This window comes from Sphingomonas hankookensis (assembly GCF_001619955.1).
GTDB classification, from domain to species: domain Bacteria; phylum Pseudomonadota; class Alphaproteobacteria; order Sphingomonadales; family Sphingomonadaceae; genus Sphingomonas; species Sphingomonas hankookensis_A.
Window position 1 is genome coordinate 445,735 of record NZ_LQQO01000001.1, and the last position, 23,675, is coordinate 469,409.

The window sequence follows — 23,675 nt, forward strand, 5'->3', positions numbered from 1 at the left end:
CGGTCGATGCTCCAAGGGGCTGCCTTTGCCGTGCCGTATTTCGCGGGAACATTCCTTGACCGGAAGGAGACGGGCGATGTGGGCGTTGCTTCTGTTGATGCAGGCGGGCACCGAACCGCCCGCGCGGATCGACCTGACGCCGCTGTCGCCCGAACCGAAATGCGGCAAGGCGGAAGACGACGGCGAGATCGTCGTGTGCGGCGAGCGCGACAGCCGCCGCTATCGCCTGAATGCCCCGCCCGCTGCGGCGGAAGAGCCGATGCGGGCGGAAGTGCGGATTGGTGACGCCAAGGCCGCGGTCGAGGGTGAGAGCGCGGCGCTGGGCAGCGGGATCACGATCCCACGACTGATGGTGCGGCTGAAGATTCCCTTCTGACCTCACGCCGCCTCCACCCGGCCGCTGCGCTCCAGCTTTCCCCATCCGACCACGAACCCGCCGATCGCCGAGGCGATGGCGCGCAGCACGACCCAGTACATGATCTGCCGGTACACCAGCCGCTGCGCGACGAGCAGATGGGCGGGATAGCGCGTCTTGTTGCCGTCGAGCCGATAGGCGATCCAGCCGCAGAAGACGTCGATCGCGGTGAAGCACAGCCAGTACAGGCCCATCTGCCCGACATCGCCGCTGGTCTGTGCCCAGCCATGCTGCGCGACGCGGACGGCCGTGCCGACGATCGACAGGATCAGCGCGAGGTCGATCAGCGGCGAGATGGCGGCGAAGAAGATCTGGAACAGCCATGCCTGGGGCAGGCCGATCCGGGCGAGGCCAGCGGGCTTGCCGGTCAGCAGCACGCGGCGATGCTTCCACAGGCATTGCAGCGTGCCGAACGCCCAGCGATAGCGCTGCTTGGCGAGCGCCTTGAAGCTCTCGGGCGCTTCGGTCCACGCGACGGCGCGCGGGTCGTAGGTGACGCGCCAGCCGGCGCGCTGGATGGCGATGGTCAGGTCCTGATCCTCGGCCAGCGTGTCCTCCGGATAGCCGCCGACCGCATCCAGTGCCGCGCGCCGCCAGGCACCGACCGCGCCGGGCACCACCGTCATCGCATCGAACCCGGCGAGTGCGCGGCGTTCGAGATTCTGCGCGGTGATATATTCGACCGCCTGCCAGCGGGTGACGAGGTTCACCCGGTTGCCGACCCGCGCATCGCCCGCGACCGCCCCCAGCTTCGGATCGGCGAACCAGCGCGCCAGCCGGGCGATGGTCGTCGGTTCGAACTGGGTATCGGCGTCCAATGCGATGATCACCTCGCCCTCCGCCTGCAACAGCGCGCGGTTCAGCGCCGCCGCCTTGCCGCCATTGGCGAGCGTCAGCAGCGTGACGCGCGGATCGCGGGCGAAGCGGTCGCGCACGACGGCGCTGGTGGCGTCCTTCGACCCGTCATCGGCGACGATCACCTGCAGCCCCGGATAGTCGCTGGCCAGCACCCGCGCGACCGAATCGGCGATTACCCGCTCCTCATTATATGCCGGGATGATGACCGAGACGCTGGGATGATAGTCGGGCGGGGTCGGGCGCGTCCGCCGCGACTGGAACCATGCCAGCGCCGCCATCAGCACCGCGCGCGCCATGCCGAGACCGATGGCGAGGTAGAACAGCCAGGCGAGGCCGACCGCAATCGCCGCCAGCACGATGAAGATGGCGACATCGGTGCGGACCGCCGCGAGGTCGCGTCCGGTCACCGCCGGCATCGCGACGGCGCGCGGCACGCCGACCAGCTGCGATGCGGTGACGAAGTGATAGCCCTTCGCCTTCAGGATCGCGATGATTTGCGGCAGGGCATCGACCGTCTGCTGCCGGTCGCCGCCGCCATCGTGCAGCAGCACGACGTTGCGCGAACTGTCGGCGCTGGCGTCCTCGACCTGCTCCACCACCTGCCGCACGATCGCGTCGGTGCCCGGCCGCTGCCAGTCGTTGGGATCGACGTGCAGCCCGACGACGGTGTAGCCGAGGTCCTGCGCCAGCAGCGCGGGTGCGATTTCGTCCATCGTCGTCGGTTCGGCATCGCCGAAATAAGGCGCGCGGAACAGCGTGGTCGACCGGCCGGTATAGGCCTGAATCAGCCGCTGGGTGGCATTCAGCTCCAGCTTGGTCGTGCGTTCGCCGGTCGTGGCGAGGTTGGGGTGGGTGTAGCTGTGGTTGCCGATCTCGTCGCCATCGGCCACGATCCGCTGCAACAGCGCCGGATGTTCGAGCGCGTTTTCGCCGACGACGAAGAAGGTGGCGGGCACCCCGGCCTTTTCCAGCGCGTCGAGGATCGGCGGCGTCCACGTAGCGTCGGGGCCGTCGTCGAAGGTCAGCGCGATCGCCTTCGGATCGGCGCTGCCGGTGCGCTGCACGACATAGGGGGTAGGGAGCGCGGTGTAGCGTTCGTCGGCGATCATGCCGTCGCGGTCGAATTGCAGCAGGCGGTGGCCATCCGTCGGGCGGCTGGTGATGCGCAGCACTTCGCCCGATCCCTCGACATCGACATTGACCGCGCTTCGCAGGCGGCCGAGCCGCGGCACGCGCCCGGCGGTGCGGAAGGCGGCGAAATCGTTCCAGATGCCGGCATCCTCGCTGCCCAGTCGCCACAGCGCGACATCGTCCAGCCCCAACCGACGCAGCGCCGCCAGTTCGTTCCAGCTGGTCGCGGCGTCGAGCATCCACAGCTGATGGCGGCTGCCGCGTTCGTCGTCATAGGTGAAGCCGGCATTGCCGCTCGACCGGTCGAAGCCGACCGGGGCCGATGAGTCGTGCGCGGCGAGCCAGGCTTCCTCGATCGAGAGCGCATCGGCGCCGCCATCGTGCCAGTCATAGGCATAGCTGCCGAGCGCCACGACCAGCTTGTCGCGACCGACCTGGCGAATGGCCTGTTCGACCTGATCGACGAACCAGGGTTGCGACGCGATGGGGCCGGGGGTGCCGCTTTCCCAATGTTCGTCATAGGCCATCAGGATCACCCGGTCGGTGGCGCGGGCGATATCGGCCAGTCGCCATTCGGGATCGCCCGCCGGCGCGGTGACGGCGAGGATCGCGCCCTTGGGCAGGGCGGCGTGGAGCTGCGCGAGGAAGGCGGGATAGCGGGCGACCGCTGCGGCGGGCAGGCTTTCATAGTCCATGACCAGACCGGCGGCGTGATGCGCCTGCGCATAGCCGGCCAGCTGCGCCACCAAAGCCGCGCGGGCCTGCGGATCGGCCAGCATCTTTGCGGCCCCTGCGCCGTCCCAGTTTTCGTCGGTCAGGTTCTGCACCATCGGCAGCACCTTCGGCGCGTGGCGCGTGGCGGCCATGAGCTGTGTCAGGCGTGGATCGTCGATCGCATGGACCTGCTGCCCGACGACGGTGACGAAGGCCGGCACGACCCAGTCGAGGCCGGTCATGTGCCGCTGGAGCGACGACAGCCCGCCGGCGGTGTCGGGGACGTAGAAGCCGATGGTCAGCGGCGATCCCGGCGTCGGCGCGCTGGTGCGGGGCAGCCAGCGGCGATGGTTCGCCAACCCGTCGTTGCGCGGCGCGAAGGCTTCGCCATGCCGCCGCGCGAAGGGCAGGGGCATGCCGAGCGTGCGCGGCGTCAGTACGAGTGTCGTCGCAAAGGCGATCGCCGCCAGCACGACCGCCAGGATCAGCAGCGCGACCCCGCGCCTCGCCCAGATGCCGCGCCGGCCGGTGGGATCGAAGAAGATGGGCTTGCTCACGTGGCGGCGACCTCAATAACGACTGTGCCGGCCGCGTTACGGGATCGGGCCGCGCCGGGCGGTGAGCGCCACATGAATTTTTGGTCACGCGGGCAGGACGGCGCGTGATGCCGCTTTGCAACAGGTTGCGCATTCCGGATTATTGATGATCGATACGACCCGGCATGAATTGACAGCCCCCCGACAAAGCATAGGATGCCGCAATCACGGCGTTTTCCGGGCCGTTCGAAGTATAGGGGGATTTACATGGTACAGCGTCGATCGGCGGCTTTCCGCCGGATGGCTCGTTGCGCGTTGCTGACATCGGTGATGCCGTTCGCCGTGCAGGCACAGGCGCAGGAGCGTCCGACGGAGTCCGTCCATGCACCGCATGCCGGCACGATCTCCGCCGCACCGGTGAGCGTTGCTCCGATCGGCAGCGCGCCGGTCAGTGTCGCTCCGCTGGGCATTGCGCCGGGTGGTGTGATGCCGGGCGGGTCGTCGGTCGACGAGCCGCAGGTCGTCATCAACCCGCCGGGCACGCCCACGACGGCACGCGACCCGAACGACATCACCGGCGTCGGGCAGATGTTCATCAATCAGGGCGGCGGCAGCCTGAGCCTGTGCACCGGCACGCTGGTCAACCCGCGCATGGTGATCCTGGCGGCGCACTGCATGAACACCAGTCCGGCCAGCGCCTATGGCACCGAAACCGGCAACAAGCAGATGGCGTTCGGTTTCAAGGCCGATAACCTGCAGGGCGTGCGCGACTGGCTGTTCGGTAATCCCACGACCGGCGTGACCGCGTTCCGGTCGACCCCCGCCAATGCGATGTTCAACGTCAATCAGGTGTCGTACCTGACCGACTCGCTGAAGCCCGAAAATCGCGGCTTCCTGCAGGCCGACGTCGCCATTGCGACGCTCGACACGCCGGCGGTCGGTATCCCGGCATGGGCGCTGCTGTTCTCGGCACTGCCCGCGCCGTCGTCGATCAACAACGCCACCGGCACCGGCTATCATGTCGTCATCACCGGTTATGGCCGCAACGGTACCGGGCTGAACGGCGATACCGGCGGGATCGATTATCGTCGTCGCGTGGCGGAAAATTATCTCGGCGCGCTGACCTCGCTCAGCGATGTCGACCTGTTCCTCTATGGCGACACGGCGCGGACGCTGAACCAGAACCTGTACATGACCGACCTCGACGATCCGCGTCGCGGCACGGCGTCGGCCAGCCGGTTCGACTTCAACCTGTTCAAGGACAATGCGCTTCCGAACGAAGGCATCACCGCCGGCGGCGATTCGGGTGGTCCGCTGATCCTCGACAAGACGTATAGCAAGCCGGTCGTGCTGGGCGTACTCTCGGGCGGCACGCGCTATTATGCCGCGCAGCCGTCGTCGTCCTACGGCACGACGTCCTTCTATCAGCCGCTCTATCTCTATTGGGACTATATCGTCGCCTCGAACCCCTACCGCTATGTCAGCGCGAAGGCGGGCGATGCGAAGTGGACCGACGCGACCCATTGGCAGACCGAGCTCGACCCGAGCTATCAGGTGATCCAGAACGGCAAGCTGGTGAACGGCGTGCCGACCACCGCGGGCCAGGGTGAGGCCGGATCGGGCGGCGATTTCGGGCAGCTGTGCTTCGAAAGCGCGTCGAGCTCGATCTGCAAGGATTTGGCGACCGGCATCTATTACCAGAACGGCGTGGCGGTCGCGCAGGACCCGGTCGACCGCGGTCCCGCCGCGGTGGCGCGTGCCGCCGCGACTTTGGCCAACGGCCTGCCGGGTGCGACCAACTTCGTCCCCAACAACACGAACCCGGTAAAGGCGTCGGGCATCGTCGGACGCTATTTCGACGTGACGCTCGGCGCGGCGGGTACCACGACGCTCGATACCAGCGTCACCATCGACCGCCTGTCGATCGCCAACAGCCAGGCGCGGTTGAACGTCACCAGCACCGGCTCGCTCACCAGCCTGATCGAGATCAACCAGCTGAACGGCCAGACCATCGTCGACGGCCGCGTGGCGACCGGCGGGGATTATTTCCTGCTGGGCGGGTTGCTCAGCGGTTCGGGCCGGGTCGATTCGCGCTTCCTAACGAGTGTCAGCGGCACGATCGCGCCGGGCACGATCGGGACGATCGGCACGCTGACCATCGGCGGCAACCTGATCCTGGCGTCGGGCACGCAGCTGGCGATCGACATCGGCAACAATGGCGCGTCGGACAGGATCGCACTGGTCCGCAACGGCACCACCGACGGGCTGGCTAGCATCGGCGGATCGGTGCTGTTCAATCCGGTGGCGGGCAGCACGATCCGCTATAACGACAGCTACACGATCCTGACCGCCGCCGGCGAAATCCGTGGCCGCTTTGCCCAGCCGGGGGCGCTTAGCGCGATCCTGCGGCCGGTGCTGAGCTACACCGCCAACAGCGTGACCGCGCGGATCGATGCCGGCAGCTATGCGAGCGTCGTCGCGCAGACGCCGATCCAGACCGCCTATGCCCAACTGCTCGACCAGAACCGCAGCAACTATGCGGCGGTGGCGGGCGCTTACGGCATTCTCGACCTGCAGAGCCAGGCCGGGATCCAGGCGTCGCTGGAGGGTCTTGCCCCGCGTAGCGAGACGACCAAGCGCGCGATCGGCACGGTGGCGATGGACAATGTCGCCCGCTTCTATCGCGAACGGCTGGCGGCGATCGATCCGGCGCAGCCGCTGGGTGGCACGCTGGCGGTGATGGGGCGGCCGAGCGATGTGGTGGTGGGGGCAGTGATGGCCCCGACCATGGGCGTCGCGGCACAGACCGATGCGTCGGTCACCTCGATCCGCGAGGGCGTGCTGCCCGACGATGCCAGTGCGTTCCTCGCGGGCGGCTATATCCGCGGCAGTTCGCCGGGGATGCCGGGCACGAACCCGGCATCGGGTCGCGACGAGTTCGACGGCTTCTACATCGCGGGCGGCGTCGAAAAGGCGCTGTCGGATACCGCCGTGCTCGGCTTCGGCCTGTCGTACAGCGATGTCGACGGGCAGCAGCGCTTTGGCCAGCAGGCGCGCGGCGAGCTGATCCAGGGGACGCTGTACGGCAAGGTGCAGGCGCCGATGGGCGTCACCGTCGATGCGCAGTTCGGTGCGGGCGTCTATCAGGCGCGCACCAGCCGTAACGTGACGCTGGGCACCACGCCCTTCACGCTGCGCGCCCGCGACAATGCGCTGGCGCTGTCGGCGGAAGTCGGCGCGGGCTATCTGTTCGGCACCGACCAGCTGCACATCGGCCCGCGCGTTGCGGTTCGTGCCAGCCAGCTGGGCTTCACCCCGACGGTCGAAACCGGCGGCGGTCCGGCGCTGCGCTACGATGCAGACAACTACACCAGCCTCCAAGGCCGCGCCGGTGCGGTGCTCGACGGAGCGTTCGGCGGCTTCCGTCCGTTCGCCTCGGCCTATTATGTCCGGGAGTTCGAGGATCGCGCGGCGTTCTTCACCGCGAACTTCGCGAACGGCATCGGGCCGAGCGTGGCGTTCGCGCTGCCCAGCCGCGACGATGAATGGGGTGAGATCGGCGGCGGCTTCGCGTTCGGCAGCGACAAGGTCGAATTCTCGGTCGCGGCCGACACGACGATCGAACGCGACATCCGCAACCAGTCGTATCGCGGTACGGTGAAGGTGCGCTTCTGATGGGTAGCAGCCGGCGCGTGTGAGCGCGCCGGTCGTTTGCGTGAACGGAGAGAAGGCGGCGGTCCAGGTGGTCTGCCGCCTTCTTGTTTGCGCGCGGTAGGGTGCTGGGCGAACGGGATCGGGAGCGGGCCACCAGATCGCTTCACCACCGCGGAGGTGATCGGCGGTCCCGACTTGTGGCGATCGGCGAGGAAGCGGGACCCCGGGTCAAGCCCAGGGTGACGACGATATGGCGTCTTCGATCAGGAACAGCGCCGCAACGGGTGAATGCCACTGCGTCGAGCGCAGGATCGGCCGAAACGCGCCAGGCGTTCTGCTACGATGGGGAGGACCCTTCCGGCCGGTCTGGGGAGAATGGTGGACGCACTTGGGCTCGAACCAAGGACCCGCTGATTAAGAGTCAGCTGCTCTACCAACTGAGCTATGCGTCCATTCGCTGGACAGGTGGTGGACGCACTTGGGCTCGAACCAAGGACCCGCTGATTAAGAGTCAGCTGCTCTACCAACTGAGCTATGCGTCCGTCGCCTGGGCGATGGGGCGGGCCGGGCTGGCCGATCCGCCGTTGGAGCGGCGCCTTTAGCGAACCTTTGGCCCCACGCAAACCCTATTTTTCAGATTTCCGAAAAATAGCGTCAGAACCGGACGCGATCACGATTCTCCCGGTCGATCGCCATCAGGATGCCGATGCAGCCGAGCACCGTCATCTGGGCCGATCCGCCATAGCTGACCAGCGGCAGGGGGATGCCGACGACCGGAGCCAGCCCCATGACCATGCCGAGATTGATCGCGACATAGAAGAAGATCGTCGTAGCGAGCCCGCCCGCGACCAGCTTCGAGAAACGCCCCTCCGCGCGGACGCCGACGCCGACGCCCCAGCGCACCAGCAGGATGAAGGCGGTGATGAGCAGCACGCCGCCGACCAGCCCCCATTCCTCCGCCATGGTCGCGAACACGAAGTCGGTATGCCCCTCGGGCAGATAGTCGAGATGGCTCTGCGTGCCGTTCAGGAACCCCTTGCCAAAGATGCCGCCCGACCCGATCGCGATCTTCGACTGGCTGATATGATAGCCGGTGCCGAGCGGGTCGCTTTCGGGGTTGAGGAAGATCAGCACGCGGTTCTTCTGATATTCGTGCAGCAGGAAGTTGAAGGCGAGCGGCGCGGCGATGGCGACGCCCAGCGCACCGCCGACGAACAGTCGAAGCGGCAGGCCGGCGAGGAACATCACCGTCAGGCCGCCTGCGGTAATCATCAGCGCGGTGCCGAGGTCGGGCTGAAGCATGACCAGCACGACCGGGATTCCCAGCATCGCCGCCGCCGGCCACACCGCACCGAAGCGACGTATCTCACCCGCCGGCAACAGGTCGTAGAAGCGTGCCAGAGCCAGCACGATGGCGGGCTTCATGAATTCCGATGGCTGTACCCGGATGAAGCCGAGGTCGAGCCAGCGCTGCGACCCGCCCTTCACCGCGCCGACCAGTTCGACCAGCACCAGCATCACGGTGATGACGGCATAGGCGGGCAGGGCGATCCCCTGCCAGAAGCTCATGCGGATGCGGGAAATGCCGATGGCCGCCAACAGGAAGATGGCGAAGGCCAGCCCCTGTCGCGACGCCCAGGGCTGTACGCTGCCGCCAGCCGCCGAGAAGAGGACGACCAGCCCGAACCCGCCGATCGCCAGCAACAGGAACAGGACGCGCCACGGCAGCTTCGCCAATGGTGCCGGAACGAAGCCCAGCCCGTGCGAGGTCGTCTGGTTGATGCGCTTCATTCGGTCCGTTCAGTCACGTTGGATTGGGCCACCGCGGTGTCGGGGGCGCTCTGGTTGGCGGCGGTGTCGACGACGTTGGTCGTCGCGCCCTCGACATCGGCCGGTGTCGCGGGAACGGTGGTGACCGGTGCGGTCTGTTCGGCCTCGAACGCCTTCCACTGTGCCGCCATCCGGGTCTGGACGTCGCCGCCCCATTCGCGCTCCAGCGGTTCGAGCCGGGCCATCGCCTTGTCACGGTCGAACAGCCATGAGAGAATGTCGCTGGCGATCGGCGCGGCGGTATAGATATGGCCGGAATGCTCCAGCACGACCGATACGGCGTAGCGCGGCGCGGCGGCGGGGGCGTAGCCGATGAACAGCGAGTGGTCGCGCATCCGGAACGGGATCGCGCTATCACCCAGCACACCGGTGCGACGCTCCGCCATGGTAATGCGACGCACCTGCGCGGTGCCGGTCTTGCCGGCCAGCTGGATGCCCTCCGGCAGCCCCTGAAAGCGCGATCGGCCGGCGGTGCCGCCGCCATTGACCACCGCCCAGGTCGCTCGGTGCACCGTCGCCAGCATTTCCGGATCGATCCCCATCGAGGGCGCCGGCTTATGGGCGGTATCGAGCAGCAGGCGCGGCACGACCTCGCGCCCCTGCGCCAGTCGCGCAGCCATCACCGCCAGCTGCAGCGGGTTGCTCAGGACATAGCCTTGCCCGATCGACGCGTTGACCGAGTCGGCGACGGTCCATTTCTGCTTATATTTCCGCAGCTTCCACGCGCTGTCTGGCACGGTGCCATAACGTTGCGACTGGAACGGAAGCTCGAATTTCTGCCCCAGTCCCATCTGTCGCACGGTGGTCGCGAACGCGTCGTAGCCCAGTTCGCGGGCCATGGTGTAGAAATAGATATCGCAACTCTGTGCTACCGCCCCGATCAGGTCGAGCGGGCCATGGCCACCACGCTTGTGGCAGTGGAAGCGGCCGGTGCCGACCTGCAACACGCCCGAACAGGTGACGCGGCGGTGAGGATCGACGCCGGCCTTCATGATGGCAAGGCCGTGCATCGGCTTGACCGTCGATCCGGGCGGATACAGCCCCTGCAGCGTCTTGTTCATCAGCGGGATATGGTCGTCGCCCGACAGCATCTTCCATTCGAGCCGGCCGATCCCGTCCGAAAAACTGTTGGGGTCGTAGGCGGGCATCGACACCATCGCCAGCACGTCGCCGGTAACCGCGTCCATCACCACCGCCGAGCCGGAGTTCGGCCCCAGCCGGCGGGCGGCATATTCCTGTAGCCCGAGATCGATGGTCAGGCGGACATTCTTACCCTGCTTGTCGGGCCGCGTGTCGAGTTCGCGCACGATCTGGCCGCGCGCCGTCACCTCGACGCGCTTGGCGCCCGCCGTCCCGCGAAGCTGCGATTCCAGCGTCTTTTCAAGGCCATCCTTGCCGAGTTTGAAACCCGGTGTGACCATCAACGGGTCGCGGGTTTCCTTGAACTGTTCGGCGGTCGCAGCGCCGACATAGCCGGTGATATGCGCGACCGCGGCGCCCGGTGGATAGCTGCGCGAAAAACCGCGGGTAGGCTGGACGCCGGGGAGTTCGGGCAGGCGGACGCTGACCGCCGCGAAGCGTTCCCAGTCGAGATTCTCGGCGACCTGGACCGGGGTGAAGTTGCCGGCGCGCTTCAGGTCGGTCTGGATGCGGGCCATGTCCTCCGGCGTCAGTGCCAGCAACTGCCGCAGTTCGCCGAGCACCCGGTCGCGATCCTCCAGCCGGTCGGGGATCAGGTCGACCCGGAAATCGGTGCGATTGTTGGCGATCGGCGCGCCGTGGCGATCGATGATCCACCCACGGCGGGGCGGGATCATGGTCAGGTTGACGCGGTTGCTTTCGGCGAGGAGGTTATAGCGCTCGTTCTCGGCGACCGACAGCCATGCCATCCGCCCCGCCAGCACGACGCCCACCGCCACCTGCGCCCCGCCCAGCACCATCGCGCGCCTGGAAAAGCTGAAAGCCTGTGCGGCCTCGGTGACGATCCTGCTCATTCATCCTCGCTACCACCAAGTGCGGTACATAGCCTTGTGGCGGCCGGGAACAACGCTATCGATACGACGATCTGAAACAAAAGCACGGTATCGACCTGCGCCGACAGCCGGGTGGCAAAAGCTCGGCCGGCGACGAGGCAGAGGGCGATCGACCCGCCGGCGAGCAGCCAGTCCTGCCAGAAATCGCGGGTAACGAGACGGGTATCGACCAGATCGAGCATCAACGAGCAAAGCTGCCACAACAGCACCGCACTGCCCAGCGGCTGGCCGCTCACCAGGTCGTCGAACAGGCCGAGCGGTGCTGCCGCCCAGACGGGCAGCGCGCCCGGTCGAAGCAGCCGCCAGCCGAGGAACATCAACAGGCCGAAGGGCGGCAGGAACGGCACGGTGGCGACGACCGGCAACAGCGTGACGAGCGAACCGGCGAGGATGCTCGCGACCGCCTTGCGCGTGAGCACGCGTTCGGCGCGACCGTCGTCGGGGCCGAGCAGCTTCATTCGGCGGCGGGCGTCGGGGTCGGCGTGGCGCTAGGGGTCGGGCGGGGAACCGGTGCGGGCAGGAACGCGCGCTCGACCAGTGCGAAATCCAGCCCGTCGGGTTCGGCGAACACACGGGCGGGTGCCACATCGCGCTGGCTGCGCGAGACGCGGGCGACCGGCACGCCCGGCGGATAGATGCCGCCGGTGCCCGAGGTGACGAAGACATCGCCGGCCAGCAGCGGCGCGTTGACGACGCCGGCGGTGCGGACCTCGACCATGCCGTTGCCGACGCCGGCGACGATCGCCGACAGTCCGTCGCGCGTGCGACGCACCGGCACGATGCTTTCGGGATCGATGATCAGCAGCACGCTGGCGGTGTTGGGGCTGGTTTCGACGATGCGCCCGATCAGGCCGTTGGGTCCGCGCACCGGCTGTCCGCGCATCACGCCCTGTCGCGACCCCGCGTTAAGCGTCGCGAAGCGGCGGGTGCTGCTGGCCGAACTGTTGACCAGACGGGCGGTAATCACCGGAGCGGCCGACCGGTCGCGCAAGGCGAGGAGCGTGCGCAGCCGGGCGTTTTCGCGGTTCAGCAGCCGCGCCTGCATCAGGTAGCGGCGGGTCGCCTCCTCCCGCGCGCGCAGACGGCGGTTCTCCGACACCGCGCCGAAATAGTCGCCGATCCCTGCGGGCACCGATGCCACTCCGTCCCACACCCAGTCGGCGCCTGAGGAAATCGGGGTCGTCGCCTCCCGCATCGCCCCGCGCAGCGCGGAGAAGGCGCGGGGATCGATGATCGAGATCAGCAGCAGGATCGCCCCGACGAGCGCGCCGCTTGCCGCCAGCACGTACCCGGCGAACACCGTATATTGCGCCCGCCGCGAAAAGCCCGGACGGTGGTTGCGTGGCGGCGCCATGCCCCCCAATCCCTATGTCAGACGGCGAGCAGGACGCCCTTGTAGATCGGATCCTCCAGCGCGCGACCGGTGCCGAGCGCGACGCAGGTCAGCGGGTCTTCGGCGACCGTCACCGGCAGGCCGGTTTCGTCGCGGAGCACTTCGTCGATACCCTGCAGCAGCGCGCCGCCGCCGGTCAGCACGATACCCTGGTCGACGATGTCTGCGGCCAGTTCGGGGGCGGTGTTTTCCAGCGCGATGCGGACGCCCTCGACGATCGCGGCGACCGGTTCGGACAGCGCCTCGGCGATCTGGCCCTGGTTGATCTGGATTTCCTTCGGCACCCCGTTCACGAGGTCGCGACCCTTGACGTAGATCAGCGTGCCGATGCCGTCGGCCGGCGGCTTTGCCGTGCCGACTTCCTGCTTGATGCGCTCGGCCGTGGCTTCGCCGATCAGCAGGTTGTGGTTGCGGCGGACATAGCTGACGATCGCTTCGTCCATCTTGTCGCCGCCGACCCGGACCGAGGTCGAATAGGCGAGGCCGCGCAGCGACAGGACGGCGACTTCGGTCGTGCCGCCGCCGATGTCGACGACCATCGACCCGATCGGTTCGGTCACCGGCATGTCGGCACCGATCGCGGCCGCCATCGGTTCCTCGATCAGCCAGACCTGCGATGCGCCGGCGTTCGAGGCTGCGTCACGGATCGCGCGGCGTTCGACGCTGGTCGAGCCCGAGGGCACGCAGATCACGATCTGCGGCCAGCGGATGAAGCGGCGCTGGCCATGCACCTTCTGGATGAAGTGCTTGATCATCTGTTCGGCGACGTCGAGGTCGGCGATGACGCCGTCGCGCATCGGGCGGATCGCCTCAATCGAGCCGGGGGTCTTGCCCATCATCAGCTTGGCGTCGTCGCCGACCGCCTTCACCCGCTTGACCCCGTTCAGCGTCTCGACCGCCACTACCGACGGTTCGTTCAGCACGACACCGCGACCCCGCAGGTACACCACCGTATTGGCGGTGCCGAGGTCGATCGCCATATCATGCGACATGAACTTGAAGAAACGCGAGAAGGCCATCGATACTTCCGTCCTTATCCGCGTGTCCCGACGCGGCGGTTCGCAGCTTGTACCTCGACCCGTCCGACCGGGGTTCCAGTCGGTTGCCAGATGGCGGAAGCGGGTCGCGGGATGGCGCCGCTTGGGCTAGAGCGACCCCCATGTCAATACGCCGTCTGCCCGAGCATCTAGTCAACCGCATCGCTGCGGGAGAAGTGGTGGAACGCCCCGCTTCCGCGCTGAAAGAACTGGTCGAGAACGCGATCGACGCCGGCGCCGGCCGCATCCTCGTCCGCCTGGCGGGCGGGGGCATCGATTTGATCGAGGTTAGCGACGATGGCTGCGGCATGGGGCCGGCCGACATGGCGCTCGCGTTGGAACGGCATGCGACCTCCAAGCTGCCCGACGACCGGATCGAAGCGGTCACGACGTTGGGTTTTCGCGGCGAAGCGTTGCCGTCGATTGCCAGTGTCGCGTGCCTGTCGATCGAGAGCCGCCCGGCCGGGGCGGAGGGGTGGCTGCGCACCGTCGACAATGGTGAGGTGGTCGAGGATCGCCCCGCCGCGGTCCCGCCGGGCACGCGCATTCGGGTCGAGGGGCTGTTCGCCCGCGTGCCGGCGCGGCGCAAGTTCCTGCGCTCGCCCCGGTCGGAATTCGCGGCCTGTGTCGATCAGGTGCGGCGACTGGCGATGGCGCGACCCGATATCGCTTTCACCCTCGAACATGACGGGCGCCGGATATTGGGCGTGCAGGCGGGCGAATCGCGGCCGGAACGCGTCGCGGCGCTGACCGATCGCGCGCTGGCGATGAACTCGGTCGGGCTCGACTGGGAACGCGAAGGGATGCGGCTGGGCGGCGTCGCCGGGCTGCCGACCTTCCACCGGGGCGTCGCGGACCATCAATATCTGTTCGTCAATGGCAGGCCGGTGAAGGACCGCCTGCTGTCGGGCGCGGTGCGCGGTGCCTATGCCGAAATGCTGGCGCGGGACCGGCATGCGGTGGTCGCGCTGTTCCTCGATGTCGATCCCGACCTTATCGACGTCAACGTCCATCCGGCCAAGACCGAGGTGCGCTTTCGCGATCCGGCGGCGGCGCGCGGGCTGATCGTCGGTGGCTTGCGGCGCGCACTCGACGAGGCGGGGTTTCGCGCGGTGCAGCGTCCCGCCGCCGATGCGATGGCGGCATGGACGACCGAGCCGGTGGCGCCGGTGACGGCCCCGGCAATGCCGTTGCCGCCGCTTGCCGAGACGAGCGTGTCCCCGGGCTTCGCCTTTCACGACAAGCGTCCGACGTTCTTCGCGCCGCCGCCCCAGGCGCGCGCTGAGGTGGCCGTCGAGCCTCCGCCGGCCTCGACGGAATTTCCGCTGGGCGCGGCGCGCGGGCAGGTCGCGCGAAGCTATATCGTGGCGGAGGCCGAGGACGGGCTGGTGCTGGTCGACCAGCATGCCGCGCACGAACGGCTGGTGCTGGAGCGGATGCGGGCGGCAATGGCGACGGGCGGCGTGGCACGGCAGGCGCTGCTGATCCCCGAAGTGGTCGAGCTGGACGAGATCGCGTGCGACGCGCTGGAGGACAAGGCGGAGGAACTCGCCGAATTCGGACTGGAGGTGGAACGGTTCGGCCCGCGCGCGATGCTGGTGCGTGCCGTGCCGGCGATGCTGGGGCAGGGCGACGTCATCGGCCTCGTCACCGACCTTGCCGACGAAATCCGCGCGCATGATGCCGCGCTGTCGCTGAAAGAGCGGATCGACCATGTCGCGGCGACCATGGCGTGTCATGGATCGGTTCGCGCCGGGCGGGTGTTGTCGGTGGTCGAGATGAACGCCCTGCTGCGCGAGATGGAGGTCACGCCGCATTCGGGCCAGTGCAACCATGGTCGACCGACGTGGATCAAACTGGCGCATGGCGATATCGAGAAGCTGTTCGGACGGAAATAGGAAGTAGCGCCATGAAGTTCACCGAAGCCGCCGGCGCCAACCCGACCGATGCGATGCGGGTGCTGGGACGGCCGACCGATCGGATCGAAGGGCCGTTGAAGGTCAGCGGACGGGCAACCTATGCCGCCGAGTTCGCGGTGGCGGGGCAGGTCTATGGCGTGGTCGTCGGCACGACGATCGCGACCGGGCGAATCGTGTCGATCGACGCGGCGGACGCCTTGGCAGCGCCGGGCGTGCTGGCGGTGGTGACACACGAGAATGCCGGGCCGCTGGGTATCGGCGAGGATCACAAGGTGCCGATGCTTGCCGGGCCGCAGGTCGATCAACTCGGCCAGGCGGTGGCTTTGGTAGTGGCCGAAAGTTTCGAGGCGGCACGCGCGGCTTCGAAGCTGGTACAGGTCGACTATTCGGCGGCGGACGGTGCCTTCGATCTGGCGGACGCGGCCGCGCGCGGGGCGGACAAGCCGTTCCGGTCGAACGGACATGGCGATTTCGACCGTGCCTTTGCCGATGCGCCGGTGCAGGTCGATGCGACCTACACCACGCCCGATCATGCCCACGCGATGATGGAGCCTTACGCGTCGATCGCGGCGTGGGAGGGTGACGCGCTGACGCTGTGGACCGCGAACCAGATGGTCGACTGGGCGGCACGCGACATGGCGAAAATATTGAAGATGCCGAAGGACAAGGTGCGGATCGTCGCGCATCATGTCGGTGGCGGCTTCGGCGGTAAGCTGTGGGTCCGTGCCGATGCGGTGTTGGCTGCCGTCGCCGCGCGGCAGGTTGGGCGGCCGGTCAAGGTTGTGCTGTCCCGGCCACAAATGTTCAACAACACCACGCACCGGTCGTCGACGATCCAGCGACTATGGCTGGGCGCGGCGGCAGACGGGCGGTTGCAGGCGATCGCGCATGAAAGCTGGTCGGGCGATCTGCCCGGCGGCAGTCCGGAGGGTGCCGGCGCGCAGACGCGGCAGCTCTATGCCGCGCCGAATCGTCGGGTGGTCGAATGGCTCGCCGAGCTGAACCTGCCCGAATCCAGCGCGATGCGGGCGCCGGGCGAGGCTGTCGGGATGATGGCGATCGAAGCGGCGATGGACGAGCTTGCCGAAAAGCTGGCGATCGACCCGGTCGAACTGCGCGTGCTGAACGATACGCAGGTCGACCCGGAAAAGCCCGAGCGCCGCTTTTCGCACCGCGATCTGATCGGGTGCCTGCGCGAGGGGGCAGAGCGTTTCGGATGGCGCGAGCGTAATCCGGTTCCGGGCCGGCGACGTGAGGGGCGCTGGCTGGTGGGCGTGGGCATGGCGGCGGCGTATCGCGGCAACATGGTGTTGAAGTCGGCGGCGCGGGTCGGGATTGCCGGCGATGGCCGGGTGACGGTCACGACCGACATGACCGATATCGGCACCGGCAGCTATACGATCCTGGCGCAGACCGCCGCCGAGATGCTGGGCGTCGAGCTGGATCAGGTGACGGTCCGGCTGGGCGAATCGAGCTTCCCGGTGTCCGCGGGGTCGGGGGGGCAGTTTGGTGCGAACAGCTCGACGGCGGGGGTCTACGCCGCCTGCGTGGGGCTACGCGACCGGATCGCCGAGGCGGTCGGGTTCCACCCCGCGACGGCGCGCTTCGCCGAGGGCCGGGTGTGGTCGGGCAACCAGTCGGTCGCGCTGGGCGAGGCGGCGGGCGGTGCGGGAATCGAGGTTGAGGACCGGATCGAGTTCGGCGACCTGACGAAGAAGTTCGTGCAGGCGACCTTCGGCGCGCATTTCGTCGAGGTCGGCGTCGACGCCGATACCGCGGAGGTTCGCGTCCGCCGGATGCTGGGCGTTTTTGCCGCCGGACGCATACTGAACCCGAAGGCAGCACGCAGCCAGATATTGGGCGCGATGACGATGGGCGTGGGCGCGGCGTTGACCGAGGAACTGGTCGTCGATCCGCGGCTGGGCGGGTTCATCAATCACGACCTCGCCGAATATCATGTCCCGACCCATGCCGATATTCCGCATCAGGAAGTCGTGTTCCTTGACGAGACAGACCCTTATTCGTCGCCGATGAAGGCGAAGGGCGCGGGCGAGCTGGGCATTTGCGGCGTCGGCGCGGCGGTCGCGAACGCGGTGTACAATGCCTGTGGGGTGAGGGTTCGGGAGTATCCGATTACCGTCGACAAGGTGTTGGTGGGGTTGGAGTAAATCTATTGTCCGTCATTCCCGCGAAGGCGGGAATCCATACGCGCCAGCAGTTCGTTCTAAGCCGAAACGGTAGCGGCAATGGATTCCCGCCTTCGCGGGAATGACGAAGGAGAGGCCGAAACCGGTCGCTCTCGTCAGCCTGAAACAGGCCGGGATGACGGTGGGGTTACGCCGCTACCTTGCGGCGCTCCGCCATCTCGTCGTTGAGCATCTCGGCCAGCAGAAATGCCAGTTCGAGGCTCTGCCCGGCGTTGAGGCGCGGGTCGCAGTGGGTGTGATAGCGATCGGCCAGCGCCTGTTCGGTGACCGCGATCGCGCCGCCGGTGCATTCGGTGACGTTCTGCCCGGTCATTTCGGCATGGATGCCGCCGGCATGGCTGCCTTCCGCACGGTGCACGGCAAAGAAGCCGCGCACTTCGGCAAGGATGCGGTCGAACGGCCGCGTCTTGTAGCCGGTCGTCGCCTTCACCGTGTTGCCGTGCATCGGGTCGCACGACCACACGACCTTGTGCCCTTCGCGCTGCACCGCGCGGACCAGCTTGGGCAGTCCGGCTTCGATCTTGTCGTGACCATAGCGCGTAATCAACGTCATCCGTCCGGCGATGCGGTTCGGGTTGAGCGTGTCGAGCATGCGCAGCAGCGCGTCCGGCTCGAGCGTCGGGCCGCACTTGATGCCGATCGGATTGCCGATGCCGCGCAGGAATTCGACATGCGCCGATCCGTCGAAGCGGGTGCGGTCGCCGATCCACAGGAAATGCGCCGAGGTGTCGTACCAGTCGCCGGTCAGTGAATCCTGCCGGGTCAGCGCCTGCTCGTAGGGCAGCAGCAGCGCTTCGTGGCTGGTGTAGAAGCTGGTCGCCTTCAGCTGCGGCACGCTGTCGGCATCGATGCCGCATGCCGCCATGAAGTCGAGCGCCTCGCCGATACGGTCGGCGACATCGGCATATTTCTTGGCCCAAGGCGACCGGCCCATGAAGTCATGGGTCCAGCGATGCACCTGATGCAGGTTCGCATAGCCGCCGGTCGCGAAGGCGCGCAGCAGGTTGAGCGTCGCCGCCGCCTGCGAATAGGCGCGGATCATCCGTTGCGGATCGGGCACGCGGCCTTCGGCGGTGAAGGCGATGTCGTTGATATTGTCGCCGCGATAGCTGGGCAGTTCGACGCCATCGACCGTTTCGGTATCGGCCGAGCGCGGCTTGGCGAACTGTCCAGCCATGCGCCCGACCTTCACCGTCGGCAGCTTCGACGCGAAGGTCAGCACCACCGCCATCTGGAGGATGACGCGGAAGGTGTCGCGGATGTAATTCGGATGGAATTCGGCAAAGCTCTCGGCGCAATCGCCACCCTGCAGCAGGAACGCCTTCCCCTCCGCCACCTGCGCCAGTTCGGCGGTCAGGTTGCGCGCTTCGCCGGCAAAGACGAGCGGCGGATAGCTGGCGAGCTGCGCGGTCGCGGCATCGAGCGCCTGTGCGTCGGGATAGGTCGGGAGCTGGCGCGCTTCGGCGGATTTCCAGCTGTCGGGGGCCCAGATTGCGGCCATGTCACATTCCATCCAAGTCGGTTCGGGCAATTCCCATGCGCGAAACGGACCGTTCGCGCAATGAAGGAAAGGTTCATCGCCCCGATCGACCGCTTCGATCAGCCATAGCGATGCTGGAATTCCTCATGGTCCATGACGAGGTAGCGGATCGCGTCGATCAGCGCCCACGGCCCGGTGACGAAAAGCCCGACCAGCGTGCAGCTGAGCAGCAGCATGACGATGCCCGACCCCGTGCGACCGAGATAGAAGCGGTGGACGCCGAGCGTGCCGAGGAAGAAGGCGAACAGCACGGCCGCGACCTTGTCCTTGCGCGGACGCCGGCGGGCCGGATCGGGGGCGGGGCGCGGCGCGACGGTGCCCGGCACATGGTAGATGCGCAGCGCGCGACCGTTCGAGACCTCGAAATCCACCTGCGCGCCGACTGCCGGGCCGATCCGGTCGGACCAGTCGTCGGGTTCGAACCAGTAACGCTGTCCATCGTCGCCGGCGATACGCCCTTCGCGTCCGTTCCGATCAACGCCCAGCACCTGTCCCCGCATATCGACCCCCGATGATTCGCGGGCAGGGGTATGAAGGCGAAGCGGGGCCGGGAGCAAGGGGTTAGGGCAGGTTGGTGAACCTCCGGCCGATATATGATCCGGGCGCGCGTCCTACCGCCCGTCGAGGAAGAAGCGTTACCCCGGCTCAAGGCCGGGGTGAGGGGCGGCTAGGTCAGCGTCGGGCGCCAATCCCAGCCGAGCGGGTCGCCGTCCATGACCTCGACCCCCGCCGCCATCAGTTCGTCGCGGATCGCGTCGCTCGCGGCGAAATCCTTGGCAGCACGGGCTTCCTTGCGGTCGGCCAGCCGCGACTCGATCGTCGCAGCGTCGATCGTAGCATCGGCCGGGCGGACGCGCAGGTCGGCGCGGTCGAGGGTGGCGAGGCTGAGCCCGAGCACCGCGTCGAAGTCGGCGAGCGCGGCGAGGCGGTCGGCGGGCGTCAGCTTCTTGTCGGCGAGCAGTTCGTCAAGCACCGGCAGGGCGCGCGGCGTGTTGAGGTCGTCGGACACAGCCGCATCGAGCCGCTCGCGATAGGCCGCCGCCTTGGCCGCATCGCCGTCGCCGCTCGCACGGCTGCGCAGCGCTGCGACGGTCATCACCAGTCGCTTCAGCCGGGTCAGCGCCGCCAGCAGATTGTCAGGCGAAAATTCCAGTTCCGAGCGATACTGCGCCGACAGGCACATCAGCCGGTAGGCGAGCGGATGCACGCCGCCGTCGATCAGCGTCTGGAGCGTGGTGAAGTCGCCCTTCGACTTCGACATCTTGCCCGATCGTTCGACGAGGAAGTTGTTGTGCATCCAGAACGCCGCACCACTGTCGGCGCAGCCGCAATAGGCCTGGTTCTGGGCGATCTCGTTCGGATGGTGGATCTCGCGGTGGTCGATGCCGCCGGTGTGGATGTCGAACGGCGCGCCGAGATATCTGATGCTCATGACCGAGCATTCGAGGTGCCAGCCGGGCGCACCCTTCCCCCACGGCGAATTCCATTCCATCTGGCGGCTCTCGCTCGCCGGAGTCTTGCGCCAGATCGCGAAATCCTGTGGATGGCGCTTGCCGGCGACGGGATCGATGCGGCCTTCGCCGGCATCGTCCTGCCCGCCGGCGAGTGCGCCGTAATGGGGAACGGTGGTGCTGTCGAAATAGAGCCCGCTGTCGATCTCGTAGCAATGCTCCGGCGCGATCCGTTCGGCGAAGGCGATCATCTCCGCGATATGGTCGGTCGCGACCGACCAGCGGGTGGGATCGTCGATGTTGAGGTCGCGCAGATTGCGCTTGAATGCCTGCGTATAATGGGCGGCGATGTCCCAGATCGACTGGGCGCGGGCCTTGGCCGCCGCTTCCATCTTGTCATCGCCGGCATCGGAGTCGGACGTCAGATGGCCGACATCGGTGATGTTGATGACATGGGTGAGCGGATAGCCCTTCCATCGCAGCACGCGGCTGAGCGTGTCGGTGAACACATAGGCGCGCAGATTGCCGATATGGGCATAGTTGTAGACCGTCGGGCCGCACGAATAGACGCGGACGCCCTTTGCCGGGTCGAGCGGTTCGAAACGCTGCGTACTGCGCGTCAGCGAATTGTGGAGCGTGAGCGGGGCACCGTGCATGGCGCGGCGTGTAGCGCGATGCGGCCCGTCTGCAAATCCGGGCTGTTCGCGGCGAAAAGCGCGGTCGGCCATGGAACAGCGGGTGAACCCGTAGGTTGGGGCTACTTCGAACATAAAATAATGTTCGATCAATAGCTTATCATGGATCAACCAGTCGGGCCACTGGCCCGGCGGACGGGAGAGCATCGCCATGGCCCAAGCCGAACTGCCCGGCGACATCGAGCGGGACGACGGACCCGCCTTCACATCGAAAGACCGGGAGGAACGCGGTCACGCGGCGCCGGAGGGCGAATCGTCGGTTTCCGGCGTCGCGGTCACGATTAAACGGCCCGCATCCGAACTCTACGCCTATTGGCGGGACTTCGGGAACCTTGCCAGCTTCATGCTGAATGTCGAGGGCATCGATGTCATCGACCGCGAGCGATCGCATTGGCGCGTGGCCGGTCCCAACGGCACCTACGAATGGGACGCCGTCGTGACCGAGGATGTGCCGGACCAGCGCATCGGCTGGCGTGCCGAAGAGGCCGACGTGCCGAACAGCGGCTGGGTTTCCTTCGCGGACGCCGGCCCTTCGCGAGGGACGGTGGTTACGGCGATGATCGCCTATTCCCCGCCCGCGGGCATCGTCGGCAAGCTGGTCGCCAAGGTGACGCAGCAGGAACCGGCGATTCAGGCGCGGCGCGACCTGCGCCGGTTCAAGCAGCTGATGGAAACCGGCGAGATCGCGACGACCACGCCCCCCAACCGCGAACCCAAATCATAAGGAGCCGGCGATGCGCGCACTTACCTGGCACGGCAAGCACGACGTCCGCGTCGATACTGTTCCCGATCCCGAGATCATCAACCCGCGCGATGCGATCATCAAGATCACCTCGACCGCGATCTGCGGGTCGGACCTTCACCTGTACGACGGCTATATCCCGACGATGAAGGCGGGCGATATCCTCGGCCATGAATTCATGGGCGAGGTGGTCGAGACCGGCCCCAAATCGACGTTGAAGAAGGGGCAGCGCGTCGTTGTGCCCTTCGTCATCGCGTGCGGCAGCTGTTATCATTGTTCGAAGCAGCAATATTCGGGCTGCGACAACGGCAATCCGGCCGACAATCAGGACATTGCTCAGGAATTGTGGGGGCAGGTCGGATCGGCGCTGTTCGGCTACAGCCACATGACCGGCGGCTATCCGGGGGGGCAGGCGGAATATGTCCGCGTGCCGTTTAGCGATGTCGGGCCGATCGTGATCCCCGATGGCATCGAGGACGAGAAGGTACTGTTCCTGTCCGACATCCTGCCGACCGGATGGATGGCGGCGGAAAATGCCGATATCGAGGACGGCGACATCGTCGCGGTGTGGGGCTGTGGCCCGGTCGGGCTGTTCGCGATCCAGTCGGCGCTGCTGATGGGCGCGCACCGGGTGATCGCGATCGATCACTTCCCGCACCGGCTGGCGCTGGCCAAGGGGCTGGGGGCGGAAGTCCTCAACTTCGAGGAAACTGATATCTACGACGCGCTGATGACGATGACCGGCGGGATCGGACCGGACGCAGTAATCGACAGCGTCGGCCTCGAAAGTCACGGCATGTTCGTCGACAATATCGTCGATCAGATCAAGGCATCGACCTTTCTCGGCACCGACCGACCGCATGCGCTCAGGCAGGCGATCGTCGCTTGTCGCAAGGGCGGGCGCGTCTCGGTGCCCGGTGTCTATGGCGGGCTGATCGACAAATTCCCGTTCGGATCGATCATGGAGAAGGGGCTGACGCTGAAGACCGGGCAGACCCATGTCCAGCGCTACCTGCCCGGGTTGCTCAGCGCGATCATGGAGGACAAGATCGACACGACCTTCATGATCTCCGACCGGATGGCGCTGGAGAATGCGCCGGAGGGGTATCGGAAATTCCATGACGAGCAGAACAGCTGCACCAAGGTCGTCCTGAAACCCGATTGGGAGCGGGCAGCGTCCTGAATTTGTAAAATCGTTACAAACTAACAATGCCCGGAGCGGTTCGCGACGACGTCGCGACACTGTTCCGGGCATTCGGTGCGTTTACGTGGGCCATCCTGTCATGTTCCTTACCTGACATCGGTGGCGAATGGTTCGCCACCCGCGAAAGGGTGTGACGCATGACCAACGAGCCGCAACGCAGCCGCGCGGTTTTCTCGACCGAGGATTTCGGCCTGCTGAAGGAAGCCGTCGGCGCCTATGTCCGGCAGATTGCGGAAGAGCCGCGGTCGTCGAAATTCTCCAACCTCTACCATCGCCTCGGCCGACTAAGCTGAGCACCGCGCGGGCTGGCACCGCG

The 23,675-nt window shown here is 67.0% G+C and carries 16 protein-coding genes and 2 tRNA genes; 7 read left to right on the forward strand and 11 right to left on the reverse strand.

The genetic code is table 11. The features are described from left to right. Nucleotides 1–76: 76 nt before the first annotated feature. A complete protein-coding gene (locus AVT10_RS02205; protein WP_066687732.1) occupies nt 77–376 on the forward strand; it encodes a hypothetical protein in 300 nt (99 codons plus the stop codon). Between the two features lie 2 nt (nt 377–378). Here AVT10_RS02205 and AVT10_RS02210 read toward each other — a convergent pair whose 3' ends face one another. After that, nucleotides 379–3,675: a glycosyltransferase gene (locus AVT10_RS02210; RefSeq protein WP_066687735.1), complete on the reverse strand. Its 3,297-nt coding sequence runs from the start codon at nt 3,673–3,675 to the stop codon at nt 379–381. A gap of 309 nt (nt 3,676–3,984) precedes the next feature. On the opposite strand from AVT10_RS02210, the gene AVT10_RS02215 reads away from it, so the two are divergent. Beyond that, the gene (locus AVT10_RS02215) at nt 3,985–7,329 is read left to right on the forward strand and encodes an autotransporter domain-containing protein (RefSeq protein WP_084401261.1); all 3,345 of its coding nucleotides are present in this window, start codon (nt 3,985–3,987) and stop codon (nt 7,327–7,329) included. 355 nt (nt 7,330–7,684) lie between these two features. On the opposite strand, the gene AVT10_RS02220 is transcribed toward AVT10_RS02215, so the two are convergent. From AVT10_RS02220 to AVT10_RS02250, 7 genes are all read right to left on the reverse strand, one after another. Continuing rightward, a tRNA-Lys gene (locus tag AVT10_RS02220) sits at nt 7,685–7,760 on the reverse strand. 14 nt (nt 7,761–7,774) lie between these two features. Then, nucleotides 7,775–7,850: transfer RNA gene (locus AVT10_RS02225), tRNA-Lys, on the reverse strand. 112 nt (nt 7,851–7,962) lie between these two features. Next, a complete protein-coding gene (rodA, locus tag AVT10_RS02230; protein WP_066687738.1) occupies nt 7,963–9,099 on the reverse strand; it encodes a rod shape-determining protein RodA in 1,137 nt (378 codons plus the stop codon). After that, entirely contained in the window at nt 9,096–11,132 is a 2,037-nt protein-coding gene (gene mrdA, locus AVT10_RS02235) for a penicillin-binding protein 2 (protein WP_066687740.1), read from the reverse strand. Before mrdA ends, rodA begins: the two co-directional genes overlap by 4 nt. After that, nucleotides 11,129–11,629: a rod shape-determining protein MreD gene (gene mreD, locus AVT10_RS02240; protein ID WP_066687742.1), complete on the reverse strand. Its 501-nt coding sequence runs from the start codon at nt 11,627–11,629 to the stop codon at nt 11,129–11,131. Before mreD ends, mrdA begins: the two co-directional genes overlap by 4 nt. Then, a complete protein-coding gene (mreC, locus tag AVT10_RS02245; RefSeq protein WP_066687745.1) occupies nt 11,626–12,525 on the reverse strand; it encodes a rod shape-determining protein MreC in 900 nt (299 codons plus the stop codon). Before mreC ends, mreD begins: the two co-directional genes overlap by 4 nt. Nucleotides 12,526–12,542: 17 nt before the next feature. Beyond that, on the reverse strand, nt 12,543–13,583 hold the full coding sequence (locus tag AVT10_RS02250; protein ID WP_055756338.1) for a rod shape-determining protein: 1,041 nt from the start codon (nt 13,581–13,583) through the stop codon (nt 12,543–12,545). A 140-nt stretch (nt 13,584–13,723) separates the two neighbouring features. On the opposite strand from AVT10_RS02250, the gene mutL reads away from it, so the two are divergent. Continuing rightward, on the forward strand, nt 13,724–15,499 hold the full coding sequence (gene mutL / locus AVT10_RS02255; RefSeq protein ID WP_066687748.1) for a DNA mismatch repair endonuclease MutL: 1,776 nt from the start codon (nt 13,724–13,726) through the stop codon (nt 15,497–15,499). 11 nt (nt 15,500–15,510) lie between these two features. Further along, nucleotides 15,511–17,688: a xanthine dehydrogenase family protein molybdopterin-binding subunit gene (locus AVT10_RS02260; RefSeq protein ID WP_066687757.1), complete on the forward strand. Its 2,178-nt coding sequence runs from the start codon at nt 15,511–15,513 to the stop codon at nt 17,686–17,688. Nucleotides 17,689–17,854: 166 nt separating this feature from the next. Here AVT10_RS02260 and AVT10_RS02265 read toward each other — a convergent pair whose 3' ends face one another. The 3 genes from AVT10_RS02265 to cysS form a co-directional block, all read right to left on the reverse strand. Then, nucleotides 17,855–19,228, reverse strand: a complete 1,374-nt coding sequence (locus AVT10_RS02265) for a class II 3-deoxy-7-phosphoheptulonate synthase (protein ID WP_066688108.1) — start codon at nt 19,226–19,228, stop codon at nt 17,855–17,857. A 98-nt stretch (nt 19,229–19,326) separates the two neighbouring features. Beyond that, the gene (locus tag AVT10_RS02270; protein WP_066687759.1) at nt 19,327–19,767 is read right to left on the reverse strand and encodes a TM2 domain-containing protein; all 441 of its coding nucleotides are present in this window, start codon (nt 19,765–19,767) and stop codon (nt 19,327–19,329) included. A 167-nt stretch (nt 19,768–19,934) separates the two neighbouring features. Next, a complete protein-coding gene (gene cysS / locus AVT10_RS02275) occupies nt 19,935–21,374 on the reverse strand; it encodes a cysteine--tRNA ligase (RefSeq protein ID WP_066688113.1) in 1,440 nt (479 codons plus the stop codon). 190 nt (nt 21,375–21,564) lie between these two features. Between cysS and AVT10_RS02280 the strand changes: the two genes are divergently transcribed. The 3 genes from AVT10_RS02280 (at nt 21,565) to AVT10_RS18470 (ending at nt 23,652) form a co-directional block, all read left to right on the forward strand. Then, nucleotides 21,565–22,137 (forward strand): SRPBCC family protein, encoded by a 573-nt coding sequence (locus AVT10_RS02280; protein WP_066687760.1) that lies wholly within the window; start codon nt 21,565–21,567, stop codon nt 22,135–22,137. A 10-nt stretch (nt 22,138–22,147) separates the two neighbouring features. Next, nucleotides 22,148–23,338, forward strand: coding sequence for a zinc-dependent alcohol dehydrogenase (locus AVT10_RS02285; protein WP_066687763.1), 1,191 nt, complete (start codon nt 22,148–22,150; stop codon nt 23,336–23,338). 158 nt (nt 23,339–23,496) lie between these two features. Further along, nucleotides 23,497–23,652 (forward strand): hypothetical protein, encoded by a 156-nt coding sequence (locus AVT10_RS18470; protein ID WP_164523815.1) that lies wholly within the window; start codon nt 23,497–23,499, stop codon nt 23,650–23,652. Nucleotides 23,653–23,675 lie beyond the last annotated feature (23 nt).

Coding starts and splice junctions, on each gene's coding strand:
- AVT10_RS02205 (WP_066687732.1), top strand. CDS start 77: ATGTGGGCGTTGCTTCTGTTGATGCAGGCGGGCACCGAACCGCCCGCG.
- AVT10_RS02215 (WP_084401261.1), top strand. CDS start 3,985: ATGCCGTTCGCCGTGCAGGCACAGGCGCAGGAGCGTCCGACGGAGTCC.
- rodA (WP_066687738.1), bottom strand. CDS start 9,099: ATGAAGCGCATCAACCAGACGACCTCGCACGGGCTGGGCTTCGTTCCG.
- mrdA (WP_066687740.1), bottom strand. CDS start 11,132: ATGAGCAGGATCGTCACCGAGGCCGCACAGGCTTTCAGCTTTTCCAGG.
- mreD (WP_066687742.1), bottom strand. CDS start 11,629: ATGAAGCTGCTCGGCCCCGACGACGGTCGCGCCGAACGCGTGCTCACG.
- mreC (WP_066687745.1), bottom strand. CDS start 12,525: ATGGCGCCGCCACGCAACCACCGTCCGGGCTTTTCGCGGCGGGCGCAA.
- AVT10_RS02250 (WP_055756338.1), bottom strand. CDS start 13,583: ATGGCCTTCTCGCGTTTCTTCAAGTTCATGTCGCATGATATGGCGATC.
- mutL (WP_066687748.1), top strand. CDS start 13,724: ATGTCAATACGCCGTCTGCCCGAGCATCTAGTCAACCGCATCGCTGCG.
- AVT10_RS02260 (WP_066687757.1), top strand. CDS start 15,511: ATGAAGTTCACCGAAGCCGCCGGCGCCAACCCGACCGATGCGATGCGG.
- AVT10_RS02265 (WP_066688108.1), bottom strand. CDS start 19,228: ATGGCCGCAATCTGGGCCCCCGACAGCTGGAAATCCGCCGAAGCGCGC.
- AVT10_RS02270 (WP_066687759.1), bottom strand. CDS start 19,767: ATGCGGGGACAGGTGCTGGGCGTTGATCGGAACGGACGCGAAGGGCGT.
- cysS (WP_066688113.1), bottom strand. CDS start 21,374: ATGCACGGTGCCCCGCTCACGCTCCACAATTCGCTGACGCGCAGTACG.
- AVT10_RS02280 (WP_066687760.1), top strand. CDS start 21,565: ATGGCCCAAGCCGAACTGCCCGGCGACATCGAGCGGGACGACGGACCC.
- AVT10_RS02285 (WP_066687763.1), top strand. CDS start 22,148: ATGCGCGCACTTACCTGGCACGGCAAGCACGACGTCCGCGTCGATACT.
- AVT10_RS18470 (WP_164523815.1), top strand. CDS start 23,497: ATGACCAACGAGCCGCAACGCAGCCGCGCGGTTTTCTCGACCGAGGAT.